The sequence below is a fragment of the Bradyrhizobium genosp. SA-4 str. CB756 genome, from assembly GCF_000473125.1.
Lineage (GTDB): Bacteria > Pseudomonadota > Alphaproteobacteria > Rhizobiales > Xanthobacteraceae > Bradyrhizobium > Bradyrhizobium arachidis.
This window is the reverse complement of sequence record NZ_KI421499.1, coordinates 4,210,113-4,230,882: the sequence shown is the minus strand read 5'-3', so window position 1 is coordinate 4,230,882 and position 20,770 is coordinate 4,210,113. Positions and strand designations below refer to the sequence as shown.

The following is a 20,770-nucleotide window of genomic DNA, read 5'->3' as shown; positions in this document are numbered from 1 at the left end:
CCTCGGACGCGAGACGCTGTTCTCGACGGAGAAACCAGATGTTCGGCGACTATTCGATTGGCGACCTCGGCTCGATCTTCGTCATGCAGGGCTTTGCCGGCCTGATCCTGTTTTCCGTCTACGTGCTGATGGCGCTGGGGCTCGCGATCATCTTCGGCCAGATGGGCGTCATCAACATGGCCCATGGCGAGTTCATGATCCTGGGCGCCTACGTCACCTGGATGACGTCGAATTTCTTCCAGTCCTACCTTCCAAGCCTGTTCAGCGGCTACTTCTTCCTCGCGATGATATTGGCCTTCCTGGCTTCCGGCGCACTCGGGATGCTGGTCGAATGGGTGCTGATCCGGCACCTCTACAAGCGGCCGCTCGACACGCTGCTTGCGACCTGGGGGCTCAGCCTCATGTTGCAGCAGGCCTATCGCTCGATCTTCGGCGCGCGCGAGGTCGGCGTCGAGCTGCCGCAGTGGATGCTCGGCTCGCTCCATGTCACGGACTCCATCGAAGTTCCGATCAACGGCGTCTTCGTGATGGGCCTGACGGTGCTGATCACGATCGGCGTCGCCTACATCATGTTCCGCTCGCGCTGGGGCCGCCAGGTTCGCGCCGTGGTGCAGAACCGTATCATGGCGGGCGCCGTCGGTATCAATACTGCGAAGGTCGACCGCTACACCTTCGCGCTCGGCTGCGGCATCGCCGGCGTCGCCGGCTCCGCCTTCACCATGATCGGCTCGACCGGGCCGACGTCGGGCCAGCTCTACATCGTCGACACCTTCCTGGTCGTCGTGTTCGGCGGCGCCGCCAGCCTGCTCGGCACCATCGCATCGGCCTTCTCGATCTCGCAGACCCAGTCGACGCTCGAATTCTTCATGTCGGGCTCGATGGCGAAGGTGCTGACGCTGCTTGCGGTGGTCGGAATTCTGATGCTGCGGCCGCAGGGACTGTTCGCCCTCAAGGTCCGCAAATAACGAAAGCGCAGGGGGCTGAACCCATGAACGACAGTCGTTTTGCCACGCGTTCGGAGTTGATCGGCATCCTGGTGCTCGCGGTCTTTCTGGTCGTGATCCTGCCGCTCTGCCTCGACGTCTTCCGCCTCAACCTGGTCGCCAAATATCTTACCTACGCCTTCGTCGCGCTGGGACTGGTGATCTGCTGGGGCTATGGCGGCATCCTGAGCTTGGGGCAGGGCGTATTCTTCGGTCTCGGCGGCTACTGCATGGCGATGTTCCTCAAGCTCGAGGCGTCGAGCGTCGAGAACACCAAGATCCAGTCGACGCCGGGAATCCCCGACTTCATGGACTGGAATCAGATCACCGCGCTGCCGTTCTTCTGGAAGCCGTTCCACAGCCTGACCTTCACCATCGCCGCCGTCATCCTGGTACCGGGCATCTTCGCCCTGATCATCGGTGCTGCGATGTTCAAGCGCCGCGTCGGCGGCACCTACTTCGCGATCATCACGCAAGCGGTCGCTGCGATCCTCACCATCCTGATCGTGGGACAGCAGGGCTATACCGGCGGCATCAACGGTATGACGGATCTCCGCACGCTGAAGGGCTGGGACATCCGTCCCGACCACGCCAAGATCGTGCTCTACTTTTTCGAGGTCGGCCTGCTGTTCGCTTGCATCTTCATCGCACAGTTCGTCCGCCACTCGAAGCTCGGCCGCATCCTGGTGGCGATGCGCGACCAGGAGGACCGGGTCCGCTTCTCTGGCTACAGCGTCGCCAATTTCAAGATCTTCGCCTTCTGCATCGCCGCGATCTTCGCCGCGATCGGCGGCGCGATGTTCGCGCTCAACGTCGGCTTCATGTCCCCGTCCTTTGTCGGCATCGTGCCCTCGATCGAGATGGTGATCTACACCGCGGTCGGCGGCCGGCTGTCGATCCTCGGCGCAGTCTACGGCACCATCCTCGTCAACTTCGCCAAGACCAGCCTCTCCGAGTCGTTCCCCGAGCTCTGGCTGTTCGGCCTCGGCGGCCTGTTCATTGCCGTGGTGCTCGCATTCCCGAACGGCCTCGCCGGCATCTGGGGAGACCACGTCCAGCCGCGGATCAGCAAGCTGATCGGCACGCGCAAGCCGAAGGCCGGCTGGACCGACAGCTCGGTCGCCGACGGCGCACCGGCAGAGTGAGGAGGATCTTATGCTCGTAGGTCACCAGCCCAAACCCTTTCTGCTCTCGGTCGAAGGGCTCACCGTGTCCTTCGACGGCTTCAAGGCGGTCAACGATCTCTCGTTCTATGTCGAGGAGAACGAGATCCGCGTCATCATCGGTCCCAATGGCGCCGGCAAGACCACCGTGCTCGACCTGATCTGCGGAAAGACCAAGGCCACCTCAGGCTCGATCGAATTCCGCGGCAAGGACCTGACCAAGCTGAAGGAGAACCAGATCGTCAAGGCCGGCGTCGGCCGCAAATTCCAGACCCCGTCGATCTACGACGATCTCACGGTGTTCGAGAATTTGGAGATCTCCTATCCGCGCGGCCGCACCGTGTTCGGCGCGCTGACCTTTACCCGCGACGCCGCCGTGCGCGATCGGGTCCATGAGGTCGCTGAAATGATCTTCCTCAGGGATCGCCTCAACATGAGCGCGGCGCTGCTGAGCCACGGCCAGAAGCAGTGGCTCGAGATCGGCATGCTGCTGATCCAGGACCCGGACCTGCTGATGCTCGACGAGCCTGTCGCCGGCATGAGCGTGTCGGAACGCGCCAAAACCGCCGAGCTGCTCAACCGCATCATCAAGGACCGCTCGGTGCTGGTGATCGAGCACGACATGAAATTCGTCGAGGACATCGCCCACAAGGTCACGGTGCTGCACCAGGGCCAGATCCTCTCCGAGGGCACCATGGCGAAGGTGAAGAACGATCCGAAAGTGATCGAAGTTTACCTCGGACACTAAGGAGCGCGTCGATGCTGGCAATCAATGATCTTCACGTCGCCTACGGCCAGAGCGAGGTGCTGCATGGCCTCAACGTGTCGGTCGCGCCAAACGAGATCGTCGCGATCATGGGCCGCAACGGCATGGGCAAGACCACGCTGATGAAGTCCCTGATGGGGATCGTGCCGACCAAGAGCGGTTCGGTGACCATGGACGGCACCGAGCTCGGATCGCTGCCGAGCTACGATCGCGTCGCCAAGGGGCTCGCTTATGTACCGCAGGGGCGGATGATCTTCTCGACCATGACGGTGAAGGAGAACATCGAGACCGGCCTCGTCGTCTCCGGCGGCTCCGAGGTACCGGAGGATATCTACGAGCTGTTTCCGGTACTGCTGGAGATGAAGGGACGTCGCGGCGGCAATCTCTCCGGTGGGCAGCAGCAGCAGCTGGCGATCGCGCGGGCGCTCGCGACCAAACCGAAAGTGTTGCTGCTGGATGAGCCGACCGAAGGCATCCAGCCGTCGATCATCAAGGAGATGGCGCGCACCTTGAAGCGCATCCGCGACGAGCGCGGCCTGTCGATCGTCGTCTCCGAGCAGGTTCTGAGCTTCGCGCTCGACATCGCTGACCGCGTGCTCGTGATCGAGAACGGCGAGATCGTGCGTGACGATCCGCGCGACAGCGTCGATGCCGCGCAGATCTCGAAATTCCTGTCCGTCTAATCAGTAAACCAAGGGGAGCATCTCGATGCCAGATACGCTGATCAAGGTCGATCTCACCAAGTCGGCCTATGAAAACGACAAGATCCACAACCGCTGGCATCCGGAGGTTCCGATCGTCGAATGGGTCAGCCCCGGCGACGACTTCATCATCGAGACCGTCGACTGGACCGGCGGCTTCATCAAGAACAACGACTCGGCGGACGACGTGCGCGATATCGACCTGTCGATCGTGCACTTCCTGTCCGGTCCGATCGGCGTCAAGGGTGCCGAGCCCGGCGATCTGCTCGTGGTCGACCTGCTCGACGTCGGTCCTCTCAAGGAGAGCCTGTGGGGCTTCAACGGCTTCTTTTCCAAGCAGAATGGCGGCGGCTTCCTGACCGATCACTTCCCGCTGGCGCAGAAGTCGATCTGGGACATCAAGGGCCTTTATACATCGTCGCGCCACGTACCCGGTGTCAATTTCGCCGGCCTGATCCATCCCGGTCTGATCGGCTGTCTGCCCGATGCCAAGATGCTCGCGGCCTGGAACGCGCGCGAAGCCGAGCTGATTGCGACCAATCCGACCCGTGTACCCGGCCTTGCCAATCCGCCGTTCGCACCGACCGCGCATGCCGGACAGGCCAAGGGTGACGTCAAGGCCAAGATCGGTCTCGAGGGGGCCCGCACCGTGCCGCCGCGCGAGCATGGCGGCAATTGCGATATCAAGGACCTGTCGCGTGGCTCGAAGATCTACTTCCCGGTCTATGTACCGGGCGGCGGCCTCTCGATGGGCGATCTGCATTTCAGCCAGGGCGACGGCGAGATCACCTTCTGCGGCGCGATCGAAATGGCCGGCTGGCTGCACATCAAGGTCGACGTCATCAAGGACGGCGTGGCGAAATACGGCATCAAGAACCCCGTGTTCAAGCCGTCGCCGATCACGCCGAACTACAAGGACTATCTGATCTTCGAGGGTATCTCGGTCGATGAGGCCGGCAAGCAGCATTACCTCGACGTTCACATCGCCTACCGCCAGGCATGCCTGAACGCCATCGAGTACCTGAAGAAGTTCGGCTACTCCGGGGCCCAGGCCTATTCGATCCTCGGCACCGCGCCATGTCAGGGCCACATCTCCGGCGTGGTCGACGTGCCCAACGCCTGCGCCACATTGTGGCTGCCGACCGAGATTTTTGACTTCGACGTGATGCCGTCGGCGGCAGGGCCTGTGAAGCATATCACGGGCGACATCCAGATGCCGATCTCGCCGGACAAGTGATGCCAGCGCGAGGGATGCGGGGCGATGCGCCCCGCGTCCGGCGTCAACAGCGAAGGGAGCGACGATGCCCGTCTATGACTATCTCTGCGATGATTGCGGTCCGTTCACCGACATGCGGCCGATGGCCGAATGCGACAACCCGCAGGACTGTCCGCGCTGCGAGATGGAATCGCCGCGTGTGATCCTCACCGCGCCGGCGTTCTTCTGCATGCCGGCCGACAAGCGCAAGGCGCACGCCACCAACGAGCGCAGCAAGCACGCGCCGAAGACGCTCGACCAGTACAAGGCCGCGCACGGTCCGGGCTGCGGCTGCTGCGGGACGGGCACCAAGAAGAAACCGGGACGGCTCGTCACCAAAAGCAAGAGCGGCGCCGTCGGCTTCCCGACCGCGCGGCCATGGATGATCAGCCACTGACGCTGCGAGCTGAAGAACTCAAACCAGAACAGAAGGGCGTTTCAAATGCTTCACGGTGACATCTCCTCCAGCAACGACGTGGTCGGTGTCGCGGTCGTCAATTACAAGATGCCGCGGCTGCACACCAAGGCCGAGGTGCTCGACAACGCCCGCAAGATCGCCGACATGGTCGTGGGCATGAAGCTCGGCCTGCCGGGCATGGACCTCGTCATCTTCCCGGAATATTCGACCCACGGCATCATGTACGACTCCAAGGAGATGTACGAGACCGCCTCGCAGGTGCCGGGCGAGGAGACCGCGATCTTTGCTGAAGCCTGCCGCAAGGCCAAGGTGTGGGGCGTATTCTCGCTGACCGGCGAGCGCCATGAGGAGCATCCGCACAAGGCTCCCTACAACACGCTGATCCTCATGAACGACAAGGGCGAGATCGTGCAGAAGTATCGCAAGATCATGCCTTGGGTGCCGATCGAGGGCTGGTATCCCGGCAATTGCACCTATGTCTCCGAAGGCCCCAAGGGCCTGAAGATCAGCCTGATCATCTGCGATGACGGCAACTATCCGGAGATCTGGCGCGACTGTGCGATGAAGGGCGCCGAGCTGATCGTGCGCTGCCAGGGCTATATGTATCCGGCCAAGGAGCAGCAGGTGATGATCTCCAAGGCGATGGCCTGGGCGAACAATGTCTATGTCGCGGTGGCCAACGCCGCGGGCTTTGACGGCGTCTACTCTTATTTCGGCCACTCCGCGATCGTCGGCTTTGATGGCCGTACGCTGGGCGAGACTGGCGAAGAGGAATACGGCATCCAGTACGCCGGCCTTTCGAAGAGCCTGATCCGCGATGCCCGCCGCAACAACCAGTCGCAGAACCATCTCTTCAAGCTCTTGCATCGCGGTTACACCGGCATGATCAATTCCGGCGAAAGCGCCAAAGGCCTCGCTGCCTGTCCCTACGATTTCTACGCGAAGTGGATCGCCGACCCCGAAGGGACACGCGACATGGTCGAGGCGATGACCCGCCCGATGGTCGGCACCGAGGAATGCCCGATCGACGGGATTCCGAACGAGAAGTCCGCGACGAATTACTAGATCATCTAGCGGCGGGCTTCGGCGAGCGCCGGGGAAATGAGGAAGTTTGCGCCGAGGTAATTGGTGACAACATCAACTCGAGTAGGTCGTCACAGCCACAGGACTTGCTTGCGGTAGGTCAGATCGTTGAGCAGCGGCGCGGCGGGGCCCTCATGGAACACGGCGCCGCGTTCCAGCGCAAAGACGCGGTCGGCCAGCGCCAGCACGAGGTCGAGATTATGCTCGACGATCACGATCGACATGTGTCGGCGGAGTGCGTCGAACACTTTGAACAGCTCCAGCGTCACGGCCGGGGCGAGACCTTCGAAGGGCTCGTCGAGCAGCAGCAGGCGGACATTGCCCGACATCGCGCGCGCGACCGCAACCATCTGCTGCTCGCCGCCGGAGAGATAGTCGGCCGCGACGTTCATGCGCTCCTTAAGGCGTGGGAAGTGGTGCAGGATCTGCTCCTCGTCCCAGACCACGCCGTCGCTGCCGTCGGTCTTGCGGGCGAGGCGGCCGAGCGCGAGGTTTTCCCGCACCGTCATACCGGCGAACAGGCCGCGTCCCTGCGGCACATAGCCGACGCCGCGCCGCGCGATATCGGGGGCGGGAAGGCGCGCGATGTCGGTGCCGCGATAGTCGATGCTGCCTGAGGCCGCCGGCACAAGCCCGGCGATGGATTTGAGCAGCGTCGACTTGCCGGCGCCGTTGCGGCCGAGCAGGGCGACGATCTCGCCTTCGCGCACATCGAGCGCGGCGTCGTTGAGGATATGGCTCTTGCCGTAAAAGGTATTGACGCCGTCGAGCCGCAGCACGGTCGCGTGGTCGCCGGCGTCCGCGTCGCTGCGGCGGTGCTCGACGGCGGGAATGCCCTTGCCGGTATAGATCTCCTGTACCCGCAGGTCGGCCCGCACCGCCTTGGGGCAGTCCGACATCAGGACTTCGCCCTGGTTCATCACTGTCACGACCTGCGAGAAGCCGAGCACGCGGTCGATGTCGTGCTCGACGATCAGCACCGGAATGTTGGCCGCGATGTTCTTGACCAGGTTGGAGACGCGCTCGCGTTCGGCCGCGGCAAGGCCGGCGAGCGGCTCGTCGAGCAGCAGCACCTGCGGCTTGGAGCCGAGCGCGATGCCGAGATCGACTAGCCGCTGCCCGCCATAGGAGAGCTCGCCGCCCTCGATCTCCTCGATGCCTTCGAGCCCGAGGAATTTCGTCAGCGCGGCGGTCTCGGCGTGAATGTCCTTGTAAGCGTCGATGTCGTTCCAGATGTTGAAGCGCATCGGCCGCCGCGCCTGCAGCGACAGGCGGAGGTTCTCGTAGATGGTCAGGCCGCGGAATAGATTGGTGATCTGAAACGAGCGCGCCAGCCCCTGATGGCAGATCAGATTGGCCGGCACACCGGCGATGTCGCGGCCCTGCAGGCGGATCGTGCCCTGGTCGGGCGCATAGAGGCCGGAGACCAGGTTGAACAGCGTGGTCTTGCCGGCGCCGTTCGGTCCGATCAGCGCGTGGATCTCGCCGGCCGCGACCGTGATGCTGGCATTCTCGACCGCGCGGATGCCGCCGAACTTTCGCGAGACGCCGCTGACCTCGAGCACGGTGCCCTTCAACGCCTCCGGCCGCAGGAAATCGGGCAGTGGCAGACCGTCATAGATCTTGCGCCGGCTCATCGCCGCCGTCTCTTCCGCGGGAGGACGAAGACGCCGCATGATCAGCGCGCCAATGCCGACGAGGCCGCCGGGCGAGTACATCACGAAGGCCACGAAGGTGAGGCCGAACCAGAACAGCCAGTCCGACGTCCAGATCGAGAACAGCTCGCGGAACAGAATGAAGAACAGCGCGCCGAGCGCAGGCCCGAGCAGGCTGCGCATGCCGCCGATCACGACCATCGCCAGCAACTCGCCGGCAAACGGGACCGAGACGGCTTCGGCCGAGACGAGATAGTTGAGGAAGCCGATCAGCGCGCCGGCAAGGCCGGTGACGACGGCCGAGATTACGAACACGGCCAGCTTGTAGCGTTCGACCGGATAGCCCTGGAAGCTCGCTCGCAGCTGGTTCTCGCGGATCGCGACCAGCACATGCCCGAACGGCGAGCGCACGAGCCGCATCAGCACATAGAGCGCGGCGAGCCCAATCGCCGCGACCACGATGTAATAGTTGAGCGCGCTGTCGAAGCTGACGGAGCCGATGCCACCGCGCTTCAACCCGCCGAGCCCGTCCTCGCCGCCGGTGAGGCTCGTCCAGCGGAAGGCGGTGGTATAGACCAGCGCGGCGAGCGCCAGGGTCAGCAGCGAGAAATAGACGCCGCGACGGCGCAGGATCAGCATGCCGATTACGGTCGACGCCATCGCGACCACGATCATCGATCCCAGCAGCGGCAGCCAGATCTCGCCGGGAAAGTATCGGAGCTGGATCAGGCCGGCAGCATAGGCGCCGATGCCGAACCAGGCGCTGTGGCCGAACGAGACGAGACCGGTATAGCCGATGCAGAGATTGAGCCCCATGGTCGCGATCGCGAGACCGACGATCCAGGTTCCGGTGTTCAAGGACAGGCCGACGGCTCTCAGAAAAAAGGGCAGGGCGATCACCGCGACGATCGCGATCAGCAGCGGCTTCAACCGGTCGATGGGCGAGGCGGTTCTCATTCGAATTTCTCGATACGCTCGCCAAGCAGGCCGCGCGGGCGCACCAGCAGCACCAGGAACATCAGGATGTAGATCGAGGCCTCGCCGGCGGCGGGCTCGAAGTGAATGGCGATACCGCGCACCACGCCGACGAGCAGCGCCGAGATGACGACGCCCCAGAAGCTGCCGAGGCCGCCGATCACGACGACGACGAAGGCGATCGTCATGATCTCCGCGCCCATCGCCGGGTGCACCGTGGTGATCGGCGCGAAGAAGGCGCCGCCGAGCGCTGCCATGCCGACGCCGAGCATCACGATCGCGGTCATGTAGGGCTGCAGTCGGATGCCGAGGGCTGCAACCATGTCCGGCCGCTGGATGCCGGCGCGCACCACGCGGCCGAACGAGGTCTTTTGCAGCAGCAGCCAGATTCCGAGCAGCACGGCGGCAACGACAGCGAGGATCAGCAGGCGATAGCGCGAGAACAGGAAGTCGCCGATGATGACCGAGCCGCGGAAGTTTTGCGGGATCTCGGTCGTAACAGGGGCGGCGCCCCAGATCATGCGGATCGCCTGCTCGGCGACCATCGCGAGGCCGAAGGTCACGAGCAGGCTCAGGATCGGATCAGCCGTGTAGAAGCGGCGCAGGATGAAGCGCTCGAACAGGATGCCGAGCAGGGCGACCGCGAACGGCGAGATCACCACGGAGGCGCCGAAGCCGAGGCGCTTGGTCAGCTCGACGCACACATAGGCACCTAACGCATAGAAGGCGCCGTGGGCGAGATTGACGATGCCGCCGACGGAGAAGATCAGCGACAGCCCGAGCGCGATGAGCAGGTAATAGCCTCCGAGCACGAGGCCATTCACCACCTGTTCCAGCAAGAACTCGAACTGCATGTTGCGCCCTTAGCTTTTGATGAAGAACGGCGCCGGCAGGGCCGGCGCCGTCGACGCCCATCGGCCGTGCCGCGCGGATGCGCGTCAGGCTTTCATCTCGCAGGGGTTCTGCTCTTTGGTCGGATAGATCGTCTCCAGCGGATCGTTCGCCGCCGGCACCGCATCGCCCAGCACCAGCATGTCCCACTGGTCCTTCATCTGGTCCTTTGGCTTGACCGAGAAGGGATAGGCCTCCTGCACCAGCTGGTGGTCCCAGCTGCGGAAATAAGCCTTGCGCGCCTTCATGATGTCGAACTGGCTCTGCTTCTCGAAATAGGCGATCAGCTCGCTACTGTCGGTCGACTTCGTCGTGTTGATCGCCTCCGCCAGCAGCTTGAGCGTGATGTACTCGATCCAGGCGTGGTTCTCCGGCGGCTTGCCGTACTTCTTGCTGAAGGCCGCGACGAAGGCCTGCGAGGCCGGATTGTTCAGCGTGTGGTACCAGACCGTCGGCCAGGTGCCGCTGAGGTTGCCCGCGCCCGCCGCCCAGGCGTCGCCGGTGTTGAGATTGAAGCCGACCAGTGGGTAGGGCAGGCCGAACTCGGCATATTGCTTGACGAGGTTGGTGACCTGGTTGCCGGCGAGGTTGCAGCAGACCACGTCGGGCTTTGCTTGCCGCACCTTGAGGAGGTAAGGGCTGAAGTCGGTGACGTCGGTCGCAATCAGCTCATCGCCGATCAGGTTCGCCTCATGCGCGCCGAAGAACGACTTTGCCGCCTTCAAGAGGTCATGACCGAAGATGTAGTCGGCGGTGAGCGTGAAGAACTTCTTGCCCTTCACCATGCCCTTCTGCGACAGCGCGGTGCCGACCGCGTTGACCATCACGGTGTTCGGGATGTCGCAGTGGAACGAGTATTTGTTGCAGTTCTTGCCGCGCAGCGCGTCCGAGCGCGCGCCGGTGGAGAAGAACACCTTCTTGTTGCGCTCGGCGACCTGCATGATGGTGAGCGAGGATGCCGACGAGATCTCGCCGAGCAGCACCACCGCGCCATCCTGCTCCAGCATACGCTGCGCCTTGGTGGCGGCGGTCGCCGGATTGATCGAGTCTTCCGAGAGCAGGTCGATCTGCTTGCCCAGGATGCCGCCGGAGGCGTTGATCTCCTCAGTCGCGAGCTTCACGCCCAGCTGGGCGTAGCTGCCGATCACGCCGAGAAAGCCGGTGAGCGGCGTCAGGTGTCCGATCCGGATCTTCTCGGCCTGTGCTCTGACGATCGCCGGAAACCCCAGTGTGGACGCGCCAACGAAGGCTGCGCCCGCCCGTAACAACGTCCGTCGCGGGTAGCGGATCATGTCTGTCTCCTCCCGGGTGCATCGTTCTCTCTTCCAAATCGAGTATCCGATATTGTGAGAGACATTTTTTTAATGCTGGAGGATAATCCCGAACGCCATCGCCGGTGTCAACCGGCAAAATCGCCGCTTCGCTTGCAGCTCAGGCTTTTTGCGAGAACGCCTTGTGCGCCCGGTCCTTGGCGCCGAATTCGGCCGATAGGCGGTCGGCGGCGGCCTGCACGATCTGCGCGCCGGCGTGCAGCGCCTGGTTGGAGAGCCGCCAGATCGGACCGGAAATGCCGAGCGCACCGATCACCTGCCCGGTGAAATCGGTCACGGGCACGGCCACGCATCGCACCTCGGGATTGAACTCGCCGTCGTCGAACGCAACGCCGGTGCGCTGGACCTCGGCGATCTCGCGCGCGAGCACGCCGGCATCGGTGATGGATTTCGGTGTCGACGGTTTGAGCTCTGCGCGCCCCAGGAACCGCTTGAACTGATCGGGACGGAGCGAGGCCAGGATGATCTTGCCGAGCGCGGTGCAATGCGCAGGCCGAACCACGCCGACACGGTCAGTGAGCTGGAACGCGCCGGGACCGCTGGTGCGCGCGATGACGATCACCGCATCGCCCATCCGCACGGCAAAATGGCTGCTTTCGCTGGTCTGGCGCGACAGCTCCTCAAGCACCGGGGTCGCGACATTGACCATCTCGATCTCGTCGAGCGCCGATGCGGCGAGCGCGAACAGCGGCCGTCCGATGCGGTAGCGCTTGTTATCCTTCTCCTGGCGGAGATAGCCTAGCGAGACCAAGGTCTTTGCCAGATGAAACGTGGTGGAGTTGTGCAGGCCGACCAGCTTGCTCAGCTCGGCAAGCCCGATACCCTCGCGATGGCGCGCGACCTGCTCGAGGATCGAGAAGGCGCGGCCGAGCGACTGAACGCCGCCGCTGCGCTGCTTGTCGTCGGCCTCGTCCTCGCCTTCGGCCCCGGGGGCAGGGACCAGTTTGGCAATCGCAGACTTGCGTGCGGTTGCAGGCTTTTCGCTCGTGCTGGGCTTGGTACGCGATCTCAAGGACAAGGCCCCCTTCAGGTTAAGTCCGTCATGACTCCATTGCTGCGACAGTAGCACGCAACGGCGCAACCGTCGGAGTTGAGGCTGCGCGTTTCCTCAAGTGAGTAGCCTATCACAATATAAATTGACGTACAGCATTATGAGAAATACTGTGCCGCGGCCCAGCGACGACCGCCATGTTCCCCGCATCGGTCCATAAGAAGTCGTGGGCCGGCAGGAGACGTTGATGTCGAAGAATATGCTCAATGGCGCCCAGGTCATTGTCGACTATCTGATCCAGGAGAAGGTGCCGCAGGTGTTCGGGCTCTGCGGCCACGGCAACATCCAGTTCATCGATGCGCTGTACGAGCGCTCGTCCGACATCAAGACGATCTCCGTGCACCACGAGAGCGTCGCCGGCTTCATGGCGGACGTCTATTACCGCGTCTCGGGAAAGCCGACTGCAACCTTCACCTCATGCGGTCCCGGCTCGGCGAACTTGCCGATCTCGCTCGCCAACGCCTTTCTCGATTCCGTGCCGTTCATGGCGATCACCGGCAACGTGCCGACCAGCCAGTTCAACCGCGGCGCGTTCCAGGAAATGTATCGGCACCACCAGGCCGACTTTCCGTCTACCGTGCGCACGATCTGCAAAAAGGTGTTTCAGCCGACGCGCGGCGAGATGGTGCCGCTCGCCGTGCGGCAGGCCTGGAAGACGATGGTCACGGGACGTCCCGGTCCCGTGGTGGTTGACGTGCCCTTCGATGTCTTCATGGAGTCTGCGGCCGAAGAGGCGCCCAAGGCGATCGAATGGAACGTCAACATCTCCAGCCGTTGCGGCGCCGATCCGGACGGCGTCGAGAAGGCGGTCGACATGCTGCTTTCGGCCGAACGGCCGGTGATGCTGGTCGGGCAGGGCGTGCGCTATGGCGGCGCGGCGGAGGAGTTGCGCAAGCTCGCCGAACGGCTTCAGATTCCTGTTGCGGCGTCAGCCAGCGGGCTCGGCGCACTCGACGTCAACCATCCGCTCGCGCTCGGCCTCGTCGCGCGGGCCGGCCACTACCAGGCCAACCACGCGACACGTCAGGCCGACGTGCTGCTCGCGCTCGGCGTTCGCTTCGACGACCGCACGTCGAGCTCGTGGATCCCCGGCTATTCCTTCACGATCCCGCCGACGAGATTGATCCATGTCGACATCGACCCCGAGGAGATCGGCCGCAACTATCCCGTCGCGCTCGGCCTGATGGCCGATGTGCGCACCTTCCTGCGCCAGGTCCATGCCGAGCTCGACCGCCGCGACAACCTCTTCAAGAAATCCGATGCACGCAAGAAATGGCTGATGCAAATCGACGGCTATCGCAAGGAGTGGGACAAGTTCGTCGCGCCCGGCTTCTCCGATGACTCGACGCCGATCAATCCGCAGCGCGCGGCGGCCGAGATCGACAAGGCGCTGCCGGATGACGCGATCCTCGTCTCCGACATCGGCGTGCATCACAACTGGCTGCTCGGCTTCTGCAAGCCGAAGCGGCCCGACTCGCTGATCGGCTCGATGGGGTTCGGCCCGATGGGTTTTGGCGTCGCCGGCGTGATGGGCGCGAAATTCGCCGCGCCCGATCGTCCCTGCGTGTCAGTATGCGGCGACGGCGCTTTCTTCATGCATGCCAACGTGCTCGGCACGGCGGTGGAATACAATCTGCCCGTGGTCTGGGTGGTCTGGAACAATTACGCCTATGCCTCGATCCGCGGTCTTCAGCGCGGCTATCTCGGTGGACGCGAGCTTGCGACCGACTTCAAGCATCCGGAGACGGGCGAGCGCTACAACCCTGACTTCGCGGCGATGGCGCGCTCCTGCGGTGTCGAGGGCGTGCGGGTCGATCGCGCCGGGGATCTTGGCGAAGCGATCCGCAAGGGCATCGCCGCCAACAGGCCTTATCTGATCGATGTCGACATCGCCGCCGACGTCAATCCGGCCGGCGCCGGCGTCTGGGAATTGCCGGGCCTCGGCCAGAGCAAGGCCGGCATCGGCACGCGCTTCCAGCCGGGCTGATCCAGATCGTCAATCAAAACGTATCGGGGAGATGAAAATGACGCTCGCAGGCAAGAAGGTCGTCGTGATCGGCGGCTCCTCAGGCATCGGCCTTGCCACGGCTGAGCTTGCGAAGGGAGAGGGCGCGGACGTCATCATCGCTTCGCGCAGTGCGGCAAAGCTCGATCCCGTCGCGGAGCGGCTCAAGGTGACGGCGATCCCGGCCGACGTGACCAACGATCAGAGCGTCGCTGACCTGTTCCGCCGCACCGGCCCGGTCGATCACGTCGTGCTGACGGCCGCGCAGCTTCGCACCGGACCATTCAAGACGGTCTCGATGGAGGATGTGCGCGGCACGATGGAAGGCAAATTCTGGGGCGCCTGGCGCGTGGCGCGCGAAGCGGAGATCCGGCCCGGCGGCTCGCTGACATTGGTCACCGGCTTTCTCAGCGTTCGCCCGCGGCCGAACTCGGCGATCATCAGTGCGGCCAATGGCGCGCTGGAGTCGCTGGCCCGTGCGCTCGCGCTCGAGCTTGCGCCGGTGCGGGTCAATGCGGTCTCGCCGGGCGTGGTCGATACGCCGATCCGCGCCGCGATGCCGGAAGCGGCGCGCAAGGAGATGCTGGCGAAGACGGCGGCCGCATTGCCGGTCGGCCGCGTCGGCGTGGCGGATGACATCGCCCGGCAAATCGCGAGCTTCATGTCCAACGGGTTTGCCACGGGGTCGATCGTCTATATCGACGGCGGCGCGCTCGTGAACTAGGGAGCAGGATGATGATTGAGGAAACTGGCGGCGCCTTCATCCGCAACATCGCCGAGGTGCCCTGGCGCGAATTTCCCAACCATTTCGGCGGCGCGCTGTCAAAGCCGCTGGTGATGCCGGAGACCGCAGGCTCGCGTCGCATCGACTACCGCATCTCGATGTACCAGCCGATGGCCTATGTCGCGCGGCATCATCACAAGGTGCAGGAGCAGGTCTATCACGTCCTCGACGGCGAGGGGCTGATGGAGATCGCTGGCAAGAAATATGTCGTGCGCAAGCACGACGTGATCTTTCTGCCGCCGGGCGTTGAGCATGCGATCTCGAATTCGGGCCTGACGGACTTGGTCTTTCTGGTAGTTACCTCACCCGTTACCGACGGTGAGGGGCCAATCTGACACAGGTGGTGAACGCATTTCCGGAACATGGACAGGCTCCAGCCCAACGAGGCTGCCGTTGACACAAAGCGAACCACCTTTGGTGCTCCTCGACGATCTTCCCTGGTTGTAGTTAGCCCAAATTGGCGGATGAGGGACTGCAGCGAGGGTTCAGGATTTTCAACCAGTTCGAAGGCGGAGCGCGCACGACGTGTGCACCGGGGGATCAGGAAAATTAATAAGGGCCAGCGAGGAAGTCGTTCTCTCTATTGATAAGACGCAAACTCGGGAAGTCAGGAAGCCGCGCGAGGGCAGGGCAAGCGCCGACGGCTCATCGCGATCTGCCCATATGCCGTGCCGCCTTCCTGAGCCGCGTGCCGCGATGAAGTGCAGAGAGCTGAGCCATTAGTGGCGCTTATGTCGCAAATTTTTACTTCCAATTTTACTTCGCAAAATCCTGTCCCTAGCCTCACGCGCAACTGATTACATCCGCAGCCGGTCAATGCCGATCGGCGAGCGTTCATCGTAACCAATGAGGGTTGCCATGTCTGACAGGGGTAAGGGGACATTCACTTCCGATCCGGCGGAAGCAGACGCGAGGCGTGCGAAAAAGCTGAGCCGGCGCACGCTGTTGAAGGGAGCGGCCGCAATCGCGGGCGCCGCTGCGGGATCGGATGCGATCCGTGGCTTTCCGACCATCTGGGCGCAGGAGATCAAGGATATCGAGCTGCGCCATGTTGGCGTGTCCTATTCGGTGGTGAAGGCGATCGGCGACCAGGCTGCCAAGGATCTCGGCTTCAAGGTGACGATGCAGAACCTCGACACTTCCGCTGCCATCAATCGCTTCATAAGCCAGCCTAATACGGTCGACATCGCCGACCTCGAGGGATGGCAGGCGAAGCTCGCTGCCAAGCGGGCGGTGATCCAGGGCATCGAGGTCAAGAAGATCAAGGAGTTCGACAACATCCTGCCGATCTTCACCAAGGGCGAGATCGACGGGCACAAGATCCCGCGCCAGGGCATCTCGCCCTATGAGGCGATGTACATCTCCAAGCCCGACTCCACCGACCTGCATGACGGCGTCACCGAATGGGCGACGTTTCTGCCGCAGGTCTACAACGCCGACTCTATCGGCTATCGGCCCGATCTGGTTGGTCATGAAGTGACCGAGTGGAAGGATCTGATCGATCCCAAGTTCAAGGGCAAGGCCGCGATCCTCGACGTGCCCGCGATCGGCATCATGGACGCCGCGCTCTGCTTTGAAAGCGCCGGGCTGATCAAGTACGGCAACAAGGGCAATATGACCAAGGAGGAGATCGATTTCACCTGCAACAAGCTGATCGAGCTGAAGAAGCAGGGCCAGTTCCGTGCGACCTGGACCACCTTCGACCAGTCGGTGCAGCTGATGGCGGCGGGCGAGGTGGTGATCCAGTCGATGTGGTCGCCGGCGGTCGCAGCCGTCCGCGTCAAGGAAATTCCCTGCGTCTACGCGCCTGTGAACGTCAAGAACGGCAAGGAAGGCTATCGCGGCTGGTGCAACGGCATGGGCCTGATGAAGCATCTCTCCGGCAAGAAGCTCGATGCGGCCTACGAATATCTCAACTGGTATCTGTCGGGCTGGCAGGGCGGCTTCGTCGCGCGCTACGGCTACTACAGCCCGGTGCCGTCGACCGCGAAGAAATTCCTCACGCCGGCCGAATGGGCATTCTGGTACGAGGGCCAGCCCGCGCCCGAAGTGGTCAACGATCCCTATGGCGTTGCGATGGAGAAGGCCGGCACCAAGCGCGACGGCGGCTCGTTCCTGGATCGCGTCAAGAACATCTCGTGCTGGAACACGCTGATGGACGAAGCCGCCTACATGAACAAGCGTTGGAACGACTTCAAGGTGGCCTGAAACCTGCTTTCCCTGACCTAAACAAGGGCGCCGGCGCCGTCACGCGCCGGTGCGACAAGACCGGCTTCGAGGCGTTCGCTGACATGCAGCCTAGTCCAAGTCCATCGCGCTCCAATCTCGCCGGCTGGCTTTATGTGTCGCCGCTGGTGCTGGTGCTGGTGCCGTTCTTCGTGGCGCCGATCCTGGTCGTGCTGGCCGCGAGCTTCTTCGCCACCGACGGCTTTGGCGGACTGACGCCGGGCTTCACGCTCGCAAGCTATGTCGAGGTGCTGCATTCGGCGCTGACGCTGAAACTGTATCTGGCGACCATCAAGTTCACGGTGCTGACCTGGGTCTTCACGCTGATCATCGGCTTCTTCGTCGCCTACTTCCTGGTGTTCCACGTTCGCAACCAGCTCTTGGCAATCGGCCTGTTCCTGCTGTGCACCGTGCCGTTCTGGACCTCGAACATCATCCGGATGATTTCCTGGATCCCGCTGCTCGGCAAGGAAGGTCTGATCAACCAGGCGCTGCTGGCGATGGGCGTGATCCGCCAGCCGCTGGAGGTTCTGCTGTTCTCCGACCTTGCGGTGGTCATCGCCTATGTCCACCAGCTCACGATCTTCATGATCGTGCCGATCTTCAACTCCATGGCGCGGATCGACAAGAAGCTGATCGAGGCCGCGATCGATGCCGGTGCCAGCCGCTTCGACATCATGCGCCTGATCGTGGTGCCGATGTCCAAGAGCGGCATCGCGCTCGGCACCATCTTCGTGGTCTCGATCGTGATGGGCGACTTCTTCGTGGTCAAGGTGATGTCCGGCGGCGGCTCGGCCTCCGTTGTCAGCGCCTTCTACGAGGACGTCGGCGTGCTGCAATATCCGACCGCGGCCGCGAGCGCGGTATTGCTCACGCTGGTGCTGGTCGCGATCGTCTCGCTGATCCTGCGCACCGTGGACATCCGGCAGGAGATCACGCGATGAGCGCCGTTCTCGCCGATATGCCTAAATCCGACCTGTCCAAGTCGGTCGCGCCTGCGACGACCAAGGCGATCGCGCCAAGCAAAGGCGGCCGGCCCTGGACGTTCTACCTGCTGGCGACGCTGTTCGGGCTCTACGTCGTCGCGCTCTACGGCCCGATGTTCTGCATCTACATCCTCTCGTTCCAGGACATCCGCGGCGGCCTGGTCTTCCCGATGAAGGGCCATTCGCTGCACTGGTTCGTCGATCTCTTCACCCAGGTGCGGACCGGCGACGTCAAGGGCTCGTTCGACCGCTCGATCAAGCTCGCGGTCATCGTCACCGTCATTACGGTGGTGGTATCATTCCTGGCCGGACTGGGCTTCCGCAGGCGTTTTCCCGGCGACACGTTCGTCTTCTACATGATGATCGGCAGCCTGGTTGCGCCCGGTCTCGTGCTCGGCCTCGGCACCGGGCTCCTGTTCCAGGCGCTCGGGCTGAATGCGAGCTGGTACACCTCGGCGCTCGGCGCCCAGCTGTCCTGGACGCTGCCGTTCGGCGTGCTCGTGATGTTCGCAGTGATGTCGCGCTTCAATCACGTCTGGGAGGAGGCGGCCTACGATCTCGGGGCCAGCCGCTGGCAGTCGATCTGGCTCGTAATGATCCCGGTGCTGGCGCCGGGCCTCGTCGCGGTCGCGCTGTTCGGCTTCACGCTGTCCTACGACGAGTTCGCGCGCAGCCTGCAGACCGCGGGCTCGCTGAACACGCTGCCGCTGGAAATCTGGAGCATGACGCTGAACGTCACCTCGCCCTCGCTCTACGCGCTCGGCACGGTGACCACCATCGTCTCCTTCATCGTCATCGGCGCCAGCCTCGGCACCATCGTGCTGATTCAGAAGAAGCGCGGCGGCCGGGCCGAAGGTTGAGCAGGGGTTGAGTCAGGAATGAAGAGCGATCGCGGCGATATCGAACTGGCAGGCGTCTGCAAGAGCTTTGACGGCGTGACCAACGTCGTCGACGGCGTCAACCTCAAGATCGCCGATGGCGCTTATTGCTGCTTCATTGGCCCCTCCGGCTGCGGCAAGACCACGATCTTGCGCATGATCGCGGGTCACGAGGATCCGACCGCAGGCGAGATCGTGATCGGCGGCCAGAACGTGGTGGGCCTTGCGCCGGTGCAGCGGCGCACTGCGATGATGTTCCAGTCCTACGCGCTGTTCCCGCATCTGACGGTCCGCGAGAACATTGCCTTCGCCCTGCGGGTGCGGGGCCAGTCCAAGGCCGATCGCCTGCGCGCCGCAGACGCCATGATCGAGAAGGTGCGGCTGACGCAATTCGCCGACCGCCTGCCGGCCCAGCTCTCGGGCGGCCAGCAACAGCGGGTGGCGCTGGCGCGTGCGGCGATTACCGAGCCGCGCGTGCTGCTGCTCGACGAGCCGCTGTCGGCGCTCGACGAGCAGCTCCGGGTCCAGATGCGCCAGGAGTTGCGACGGATGCAGCAGGAGCTCGGCATCACCTTCATCCACGTCACTCACACCCAGCTCGAGGCGATAGCGCTGGCCGACCTCGTCGTGGTGATGGAGCAGGGCAGGATCAAGCAGGCAGGACCGGCGCGCGAGGTCTACGCCCATCCGCACGACCGCTACGTCGCCGAGTTCATGGGTGGGCAGAACGTGCTGTCGGGTCGGGTCGAGAAGGTCAACGGTGCGAGCTTCACGCTGGCGCAGGCTGCTCCCTCCGGCATCGAGGTGCCGCTTCTGGCTCGCCCGACCGTCAGCGTCGGCGACAAGGTCGATATTGCTGTGCGTCGCGATGACGTCGCGCTGGTCAGGCCGGGCAGGGAGCTCCCGCCGGGCTGCACCACGTCGCTTCCGAGCCGGGTGCTCGCGATTGAATACCAGGGCTACTTCGTGAAGGTCATGCTCGACACGGTGCCGGACGACGATTTCGTCGCCTATGTGCCGGAAAAGACCTTCTTCGCAGATCCCTTCACCGTCGGCGATGTCGTGATGGCCACGTGGGCCACCGGCAGCGCGTTGCCACTCGCCTAGAGCCCCGTCGCGCAGGAGTATGACCGTGCAGATATCCTTTACACTCAACGGCCGGCCAACCACCGTGGACGTCGAACCGGCGACGCTCGTCGCCGAGCTGCTGCGCGAGCAGCTCAATCTCACCGGCACCCATATCGGCTGCGACACCAGCCAGTGCGGCGCCTGCGTGGTGCATCTCAACGGACTGCCCGTGAAAAGCTGCACGCTGCTGGCGCCCGCGCTTGACGGCGCGACGCTGCTGACCATCGAGGGCCTCAAGGGCGCGCCGGGCTCGAACAGGATGCATCCGATGCAGGAAGCGTTTCGCGAGCATCACGGCCTGCAATGCGGCTTCTGCACGCCCGGCATGCTGATGACCGCGGTCGCACTTGCCACCGAGAAACCGGACCTGACGGAAGCCGACGTCCGTCACGGCCTTGAAGGCAACATCTGCCGCTGTACCGGCTATCAGAACATCGTCGTCTCGGTCATGGCCGGCGCCGCCGCCATGAATGCCGCCAAGGGAGAGTGAC

At 63.5% G+C, this 20,770-nt stretch carries 19 protein-coding genes; 15 read left to right on the top strand and 4 right to left on the bottom strand.

Annotation, left to right across the window (positions count from 1 at the left end; translation table 11 throughout):
• The first annotated feature begins 38 nt into the window (after positions 1–38).
• The 7 genes from urtB (at position 39) to BRAGE_RS0120890 (ending at position 6,351) form a co-directional block, all read left to right on the top strand.
• The gene (gene urtB, locus BRAGE_RS0120920) at positions 39–965 is read left to right on the top strand and encodes an urea ABC transporter permease subunit UrtB (protein ID WP_027557089.1); all 927 of its coding nucleotides are present in this window, start codon (positions 39–41) and stop codon (positions 963–965) included.
• A 23-nt stretch (positions 966–988) separates the two neighbouring features.
• Entirely contained in the window at positions 989–2,128 is a 1,140-nt protein-coding gene (gene urtC, locus BRAGE_RS0120915) for an urea ABC transporter permease subunit UrtC (RefSeq protein WP_027557090.1), read from the top strand.
• Between the two features lie 10 nt (positions 2,129–2,138).
• Entirely contained in the window at positions 2,139–2,894 is a 756-nt protein-coding gene (gene urtD, locus BRAGE_RS0120910; RefSeq protein ID WP_027557091.1) for an urea ABC transporter ATP-binding protein UrtD, read from the top strand.
• Positions 2,895–2,905: 11 nt separating this feature from the next.
• Positions 2,906–3,595 carry an urea ABC transporter ATP-binding subunit UrtE gene (gene urtE / locus BRAGE_RS0120905; RefSeq protein WP_027557092.1) on the top strand — a complete coding sequence of 230 codons (690 nt, stop codon included), beginning with the start codon at positions 2,906–2,908 and terminating at the stop codon, positions 3,593–3,595.
• A gap of 25 nt (positions 3,596–3,620) precedes the next feature.
• Positions 3,621–4,850: a formamidase gene (gene fmdA / locus BRAGE_RS0120900; RefSeq protein ID WP_027557093.1), complete on the top strand. Its 1,230-nt coding sequence runs from the start codon at positions 3,621–3,623 to the stop codon at positions 4,848–4,850.
• Between the two features lie 64 nt (positions 4,851–4,914).
• On the top strand, positions 4,915–5,265 hold the full coding sequence (locus BRAGE_RS0120895) for an FmdB family zinc ribbon protein (RefSeq protein ID WP_027557094.1): 351 nt from the start codon (positions 4,915–4,917) through the stop codon (positions 5,263–5,265).
• A 45-nt stretch (positions 5,266–5,310) separates the two neighbouring features.
• Positions 5,311–6,351, top strand: coding sequence for an aliphatic amidase (locus tag BRAGE_RS0120890; protein ID WP_027557095.1), 1,041 nt, complete (start codon positions 5,311–5,313; stop codon positions 6,349–6,351).
• Positions 6,352–6,440: 89 nt separating this feature from the next.
• Here the strand turns inward: BRAGE_RS0120890 and BRAGE_RS0120885 are convergent, their stop codons facing one another.
• The 4 genes from BRAGE_RS0120885 to BRAGE_RS0120870 all read right to left on the bottom strand — a co-directional run bounded on the left by BRAGE_RS0120885 (position 6,441) and on the right by BRAGE_RS0120870 (position 12,233).
• Positions 6,441–8,981, bottom strand: coding sequence for a branched-chain amino acid ABC transporter ATP-binding protein/permease (locus tag BRAGE_RS0120885; protein ID WP_027557096.1), 2,541 nt, complete (start codon positions 8,979–8,981; stop codon positions 6,441–6,443).
• Positions 8,978–9,853, bottom strand: coding sequence for a branched-chain amino acid ABC transporter permease (locus BRAGE_RS0120880; RefSeq protein WP_027557097.1), 876 nt, complete (start codon positions 9,851–9,853; stop codon positions 8,978–8,980). The genes BRAGE_RS0120885 and BRAGE_RS0120880 overlap by 4 nt, the downstream gene beginning before the upstream one ends.
• An 84-nt stretch (positions 9,854–9,937) precedes the next feature.
• The gene (locus BRAGE_RS0120875; protein WP_027557098.1) at positions 9,938–11,182 is read right to left on the bottom strand and encodes an ABC transporter substrate-binding protein; all 1,245 of its coding nucleotides are present in this window, start codon (positions 11,180–11,182) and stop codon (positions 9,938–9,940) included.
• A gap of 139 nt (positions 11,183–11,321) precedes the next feature.
• Entirely contained in the window at positions 11,322–12,233 is a 912-nt protein-coding gene (locus BRAGE_RS0120870; RefSeq protein WP_245161729.1) for an IclR family transcriptional regulator, read from the bottom strand.
• Positions 12,234–12,459: 226 nt separating this feature from the next.
• Here BRAGE_RS0120870 and BRAGE_RS0120865 point away from each other — a divergent pair, with 226 nt between their 5' ends.
• The 8 genes from BRAGE_RS0120865 (at position 12,460) to BRAGE_RS0120830 (ending at position 20,769) form a co-directional block, all read left to right on the top strand.
• Complete coding sequence (locus BRAGE_RS0120865) at positions 12,460–14,259, top strand: thiamine pyrophosphate-binding protein (protein ID WP_027557100.1); 1,800 nt, start codon at positions 12,460–12,462, stop codon at positions 14,257–14,259.
• Between the two features lie 37 nt (positions 14,260–14,296).
• Positions 14,297–15,001, top strand: a complete 705-nt coding sequence (locus BRAGE_RS0120860) for an SDR family oxidoreductase (protein WP_051378482.1) — start codon at positions 14,297–14,299, stop codon at positions 14,999–15,001.
• 11 nt (positions 15,002–15,012) lie between these two features.
• Positions 15,013–15,396 (top strand): cupin domain-containing protein, encoded by a 384-nt coding sequence (locus BRAGE_RS0120855; RefSeq protein ID WP_051378480.1) that lies wholly within the window; start codon positions 15,013–15,015, stop codon positions 15,394–15,396.
• Positions 15,397–15,919: 523 nt separating this feature from the next.
• Complete coding sequence (locus BRAGE_RS0120850; RefSeq protein ID WP_027557103.1) at positions 15,920–17,269, top strand: ABC transporter substrate-binding protein; 1,350 nt, start codon at positions 15,920–15,922, stop codon at positions 17,267–17,269.
• A gap of 83 nt (positions 17,270–17,352) precedes the next feature.
• Positions 17,353–18,231, top strand: coding sequence for an ABC transporter permease (locus BRAGE_RS0120845; protein WP_027557104.1), 879 nt, complete (start codon positions 17,353–17,355; stop codon positions 18,229–18,231).
• Positions 18,228–19,133, top strand: a complete 906-nt coding sequence (locus tag BRAGE_RS0120840) for an ABC transporter permease (RefSeq protein WP_027557105.1) — start codon at positions 18,228–18,230, stop codon at positions 19,131–19,133. Before BRAGE_RS0120845 ends, BRAGE_RS0120840 begins: the two co-directional genes overlap by 4 nt.
• Before the next feature lie 18 nt (positions 19,134–19,151).
• Positions 19,152–20,258, top strand: a complete 1,107-nt coding sequence (locus BRAGE_RS0120835) for an ABC transporter ATP-binding protein (protein WP_027557106.1) — start codon at positions 19,152–19,154, stop codon at positions 20,256–20,258.
• 19 nt (positions 20,259–20,277) lie between these two features.
• Positions 20,278–20,769, top strand: a complete 492-nt coding sequence (locus BRAGE_RS0120830; RefSeq protein WP_027557107.1) for a (2Fe-2S)-binding protein — start codon at positions 20,278–20,280, stop codon at positions 20,767–20,769.
• Position 20,770 lies beyond the last annotated feature (1 nt).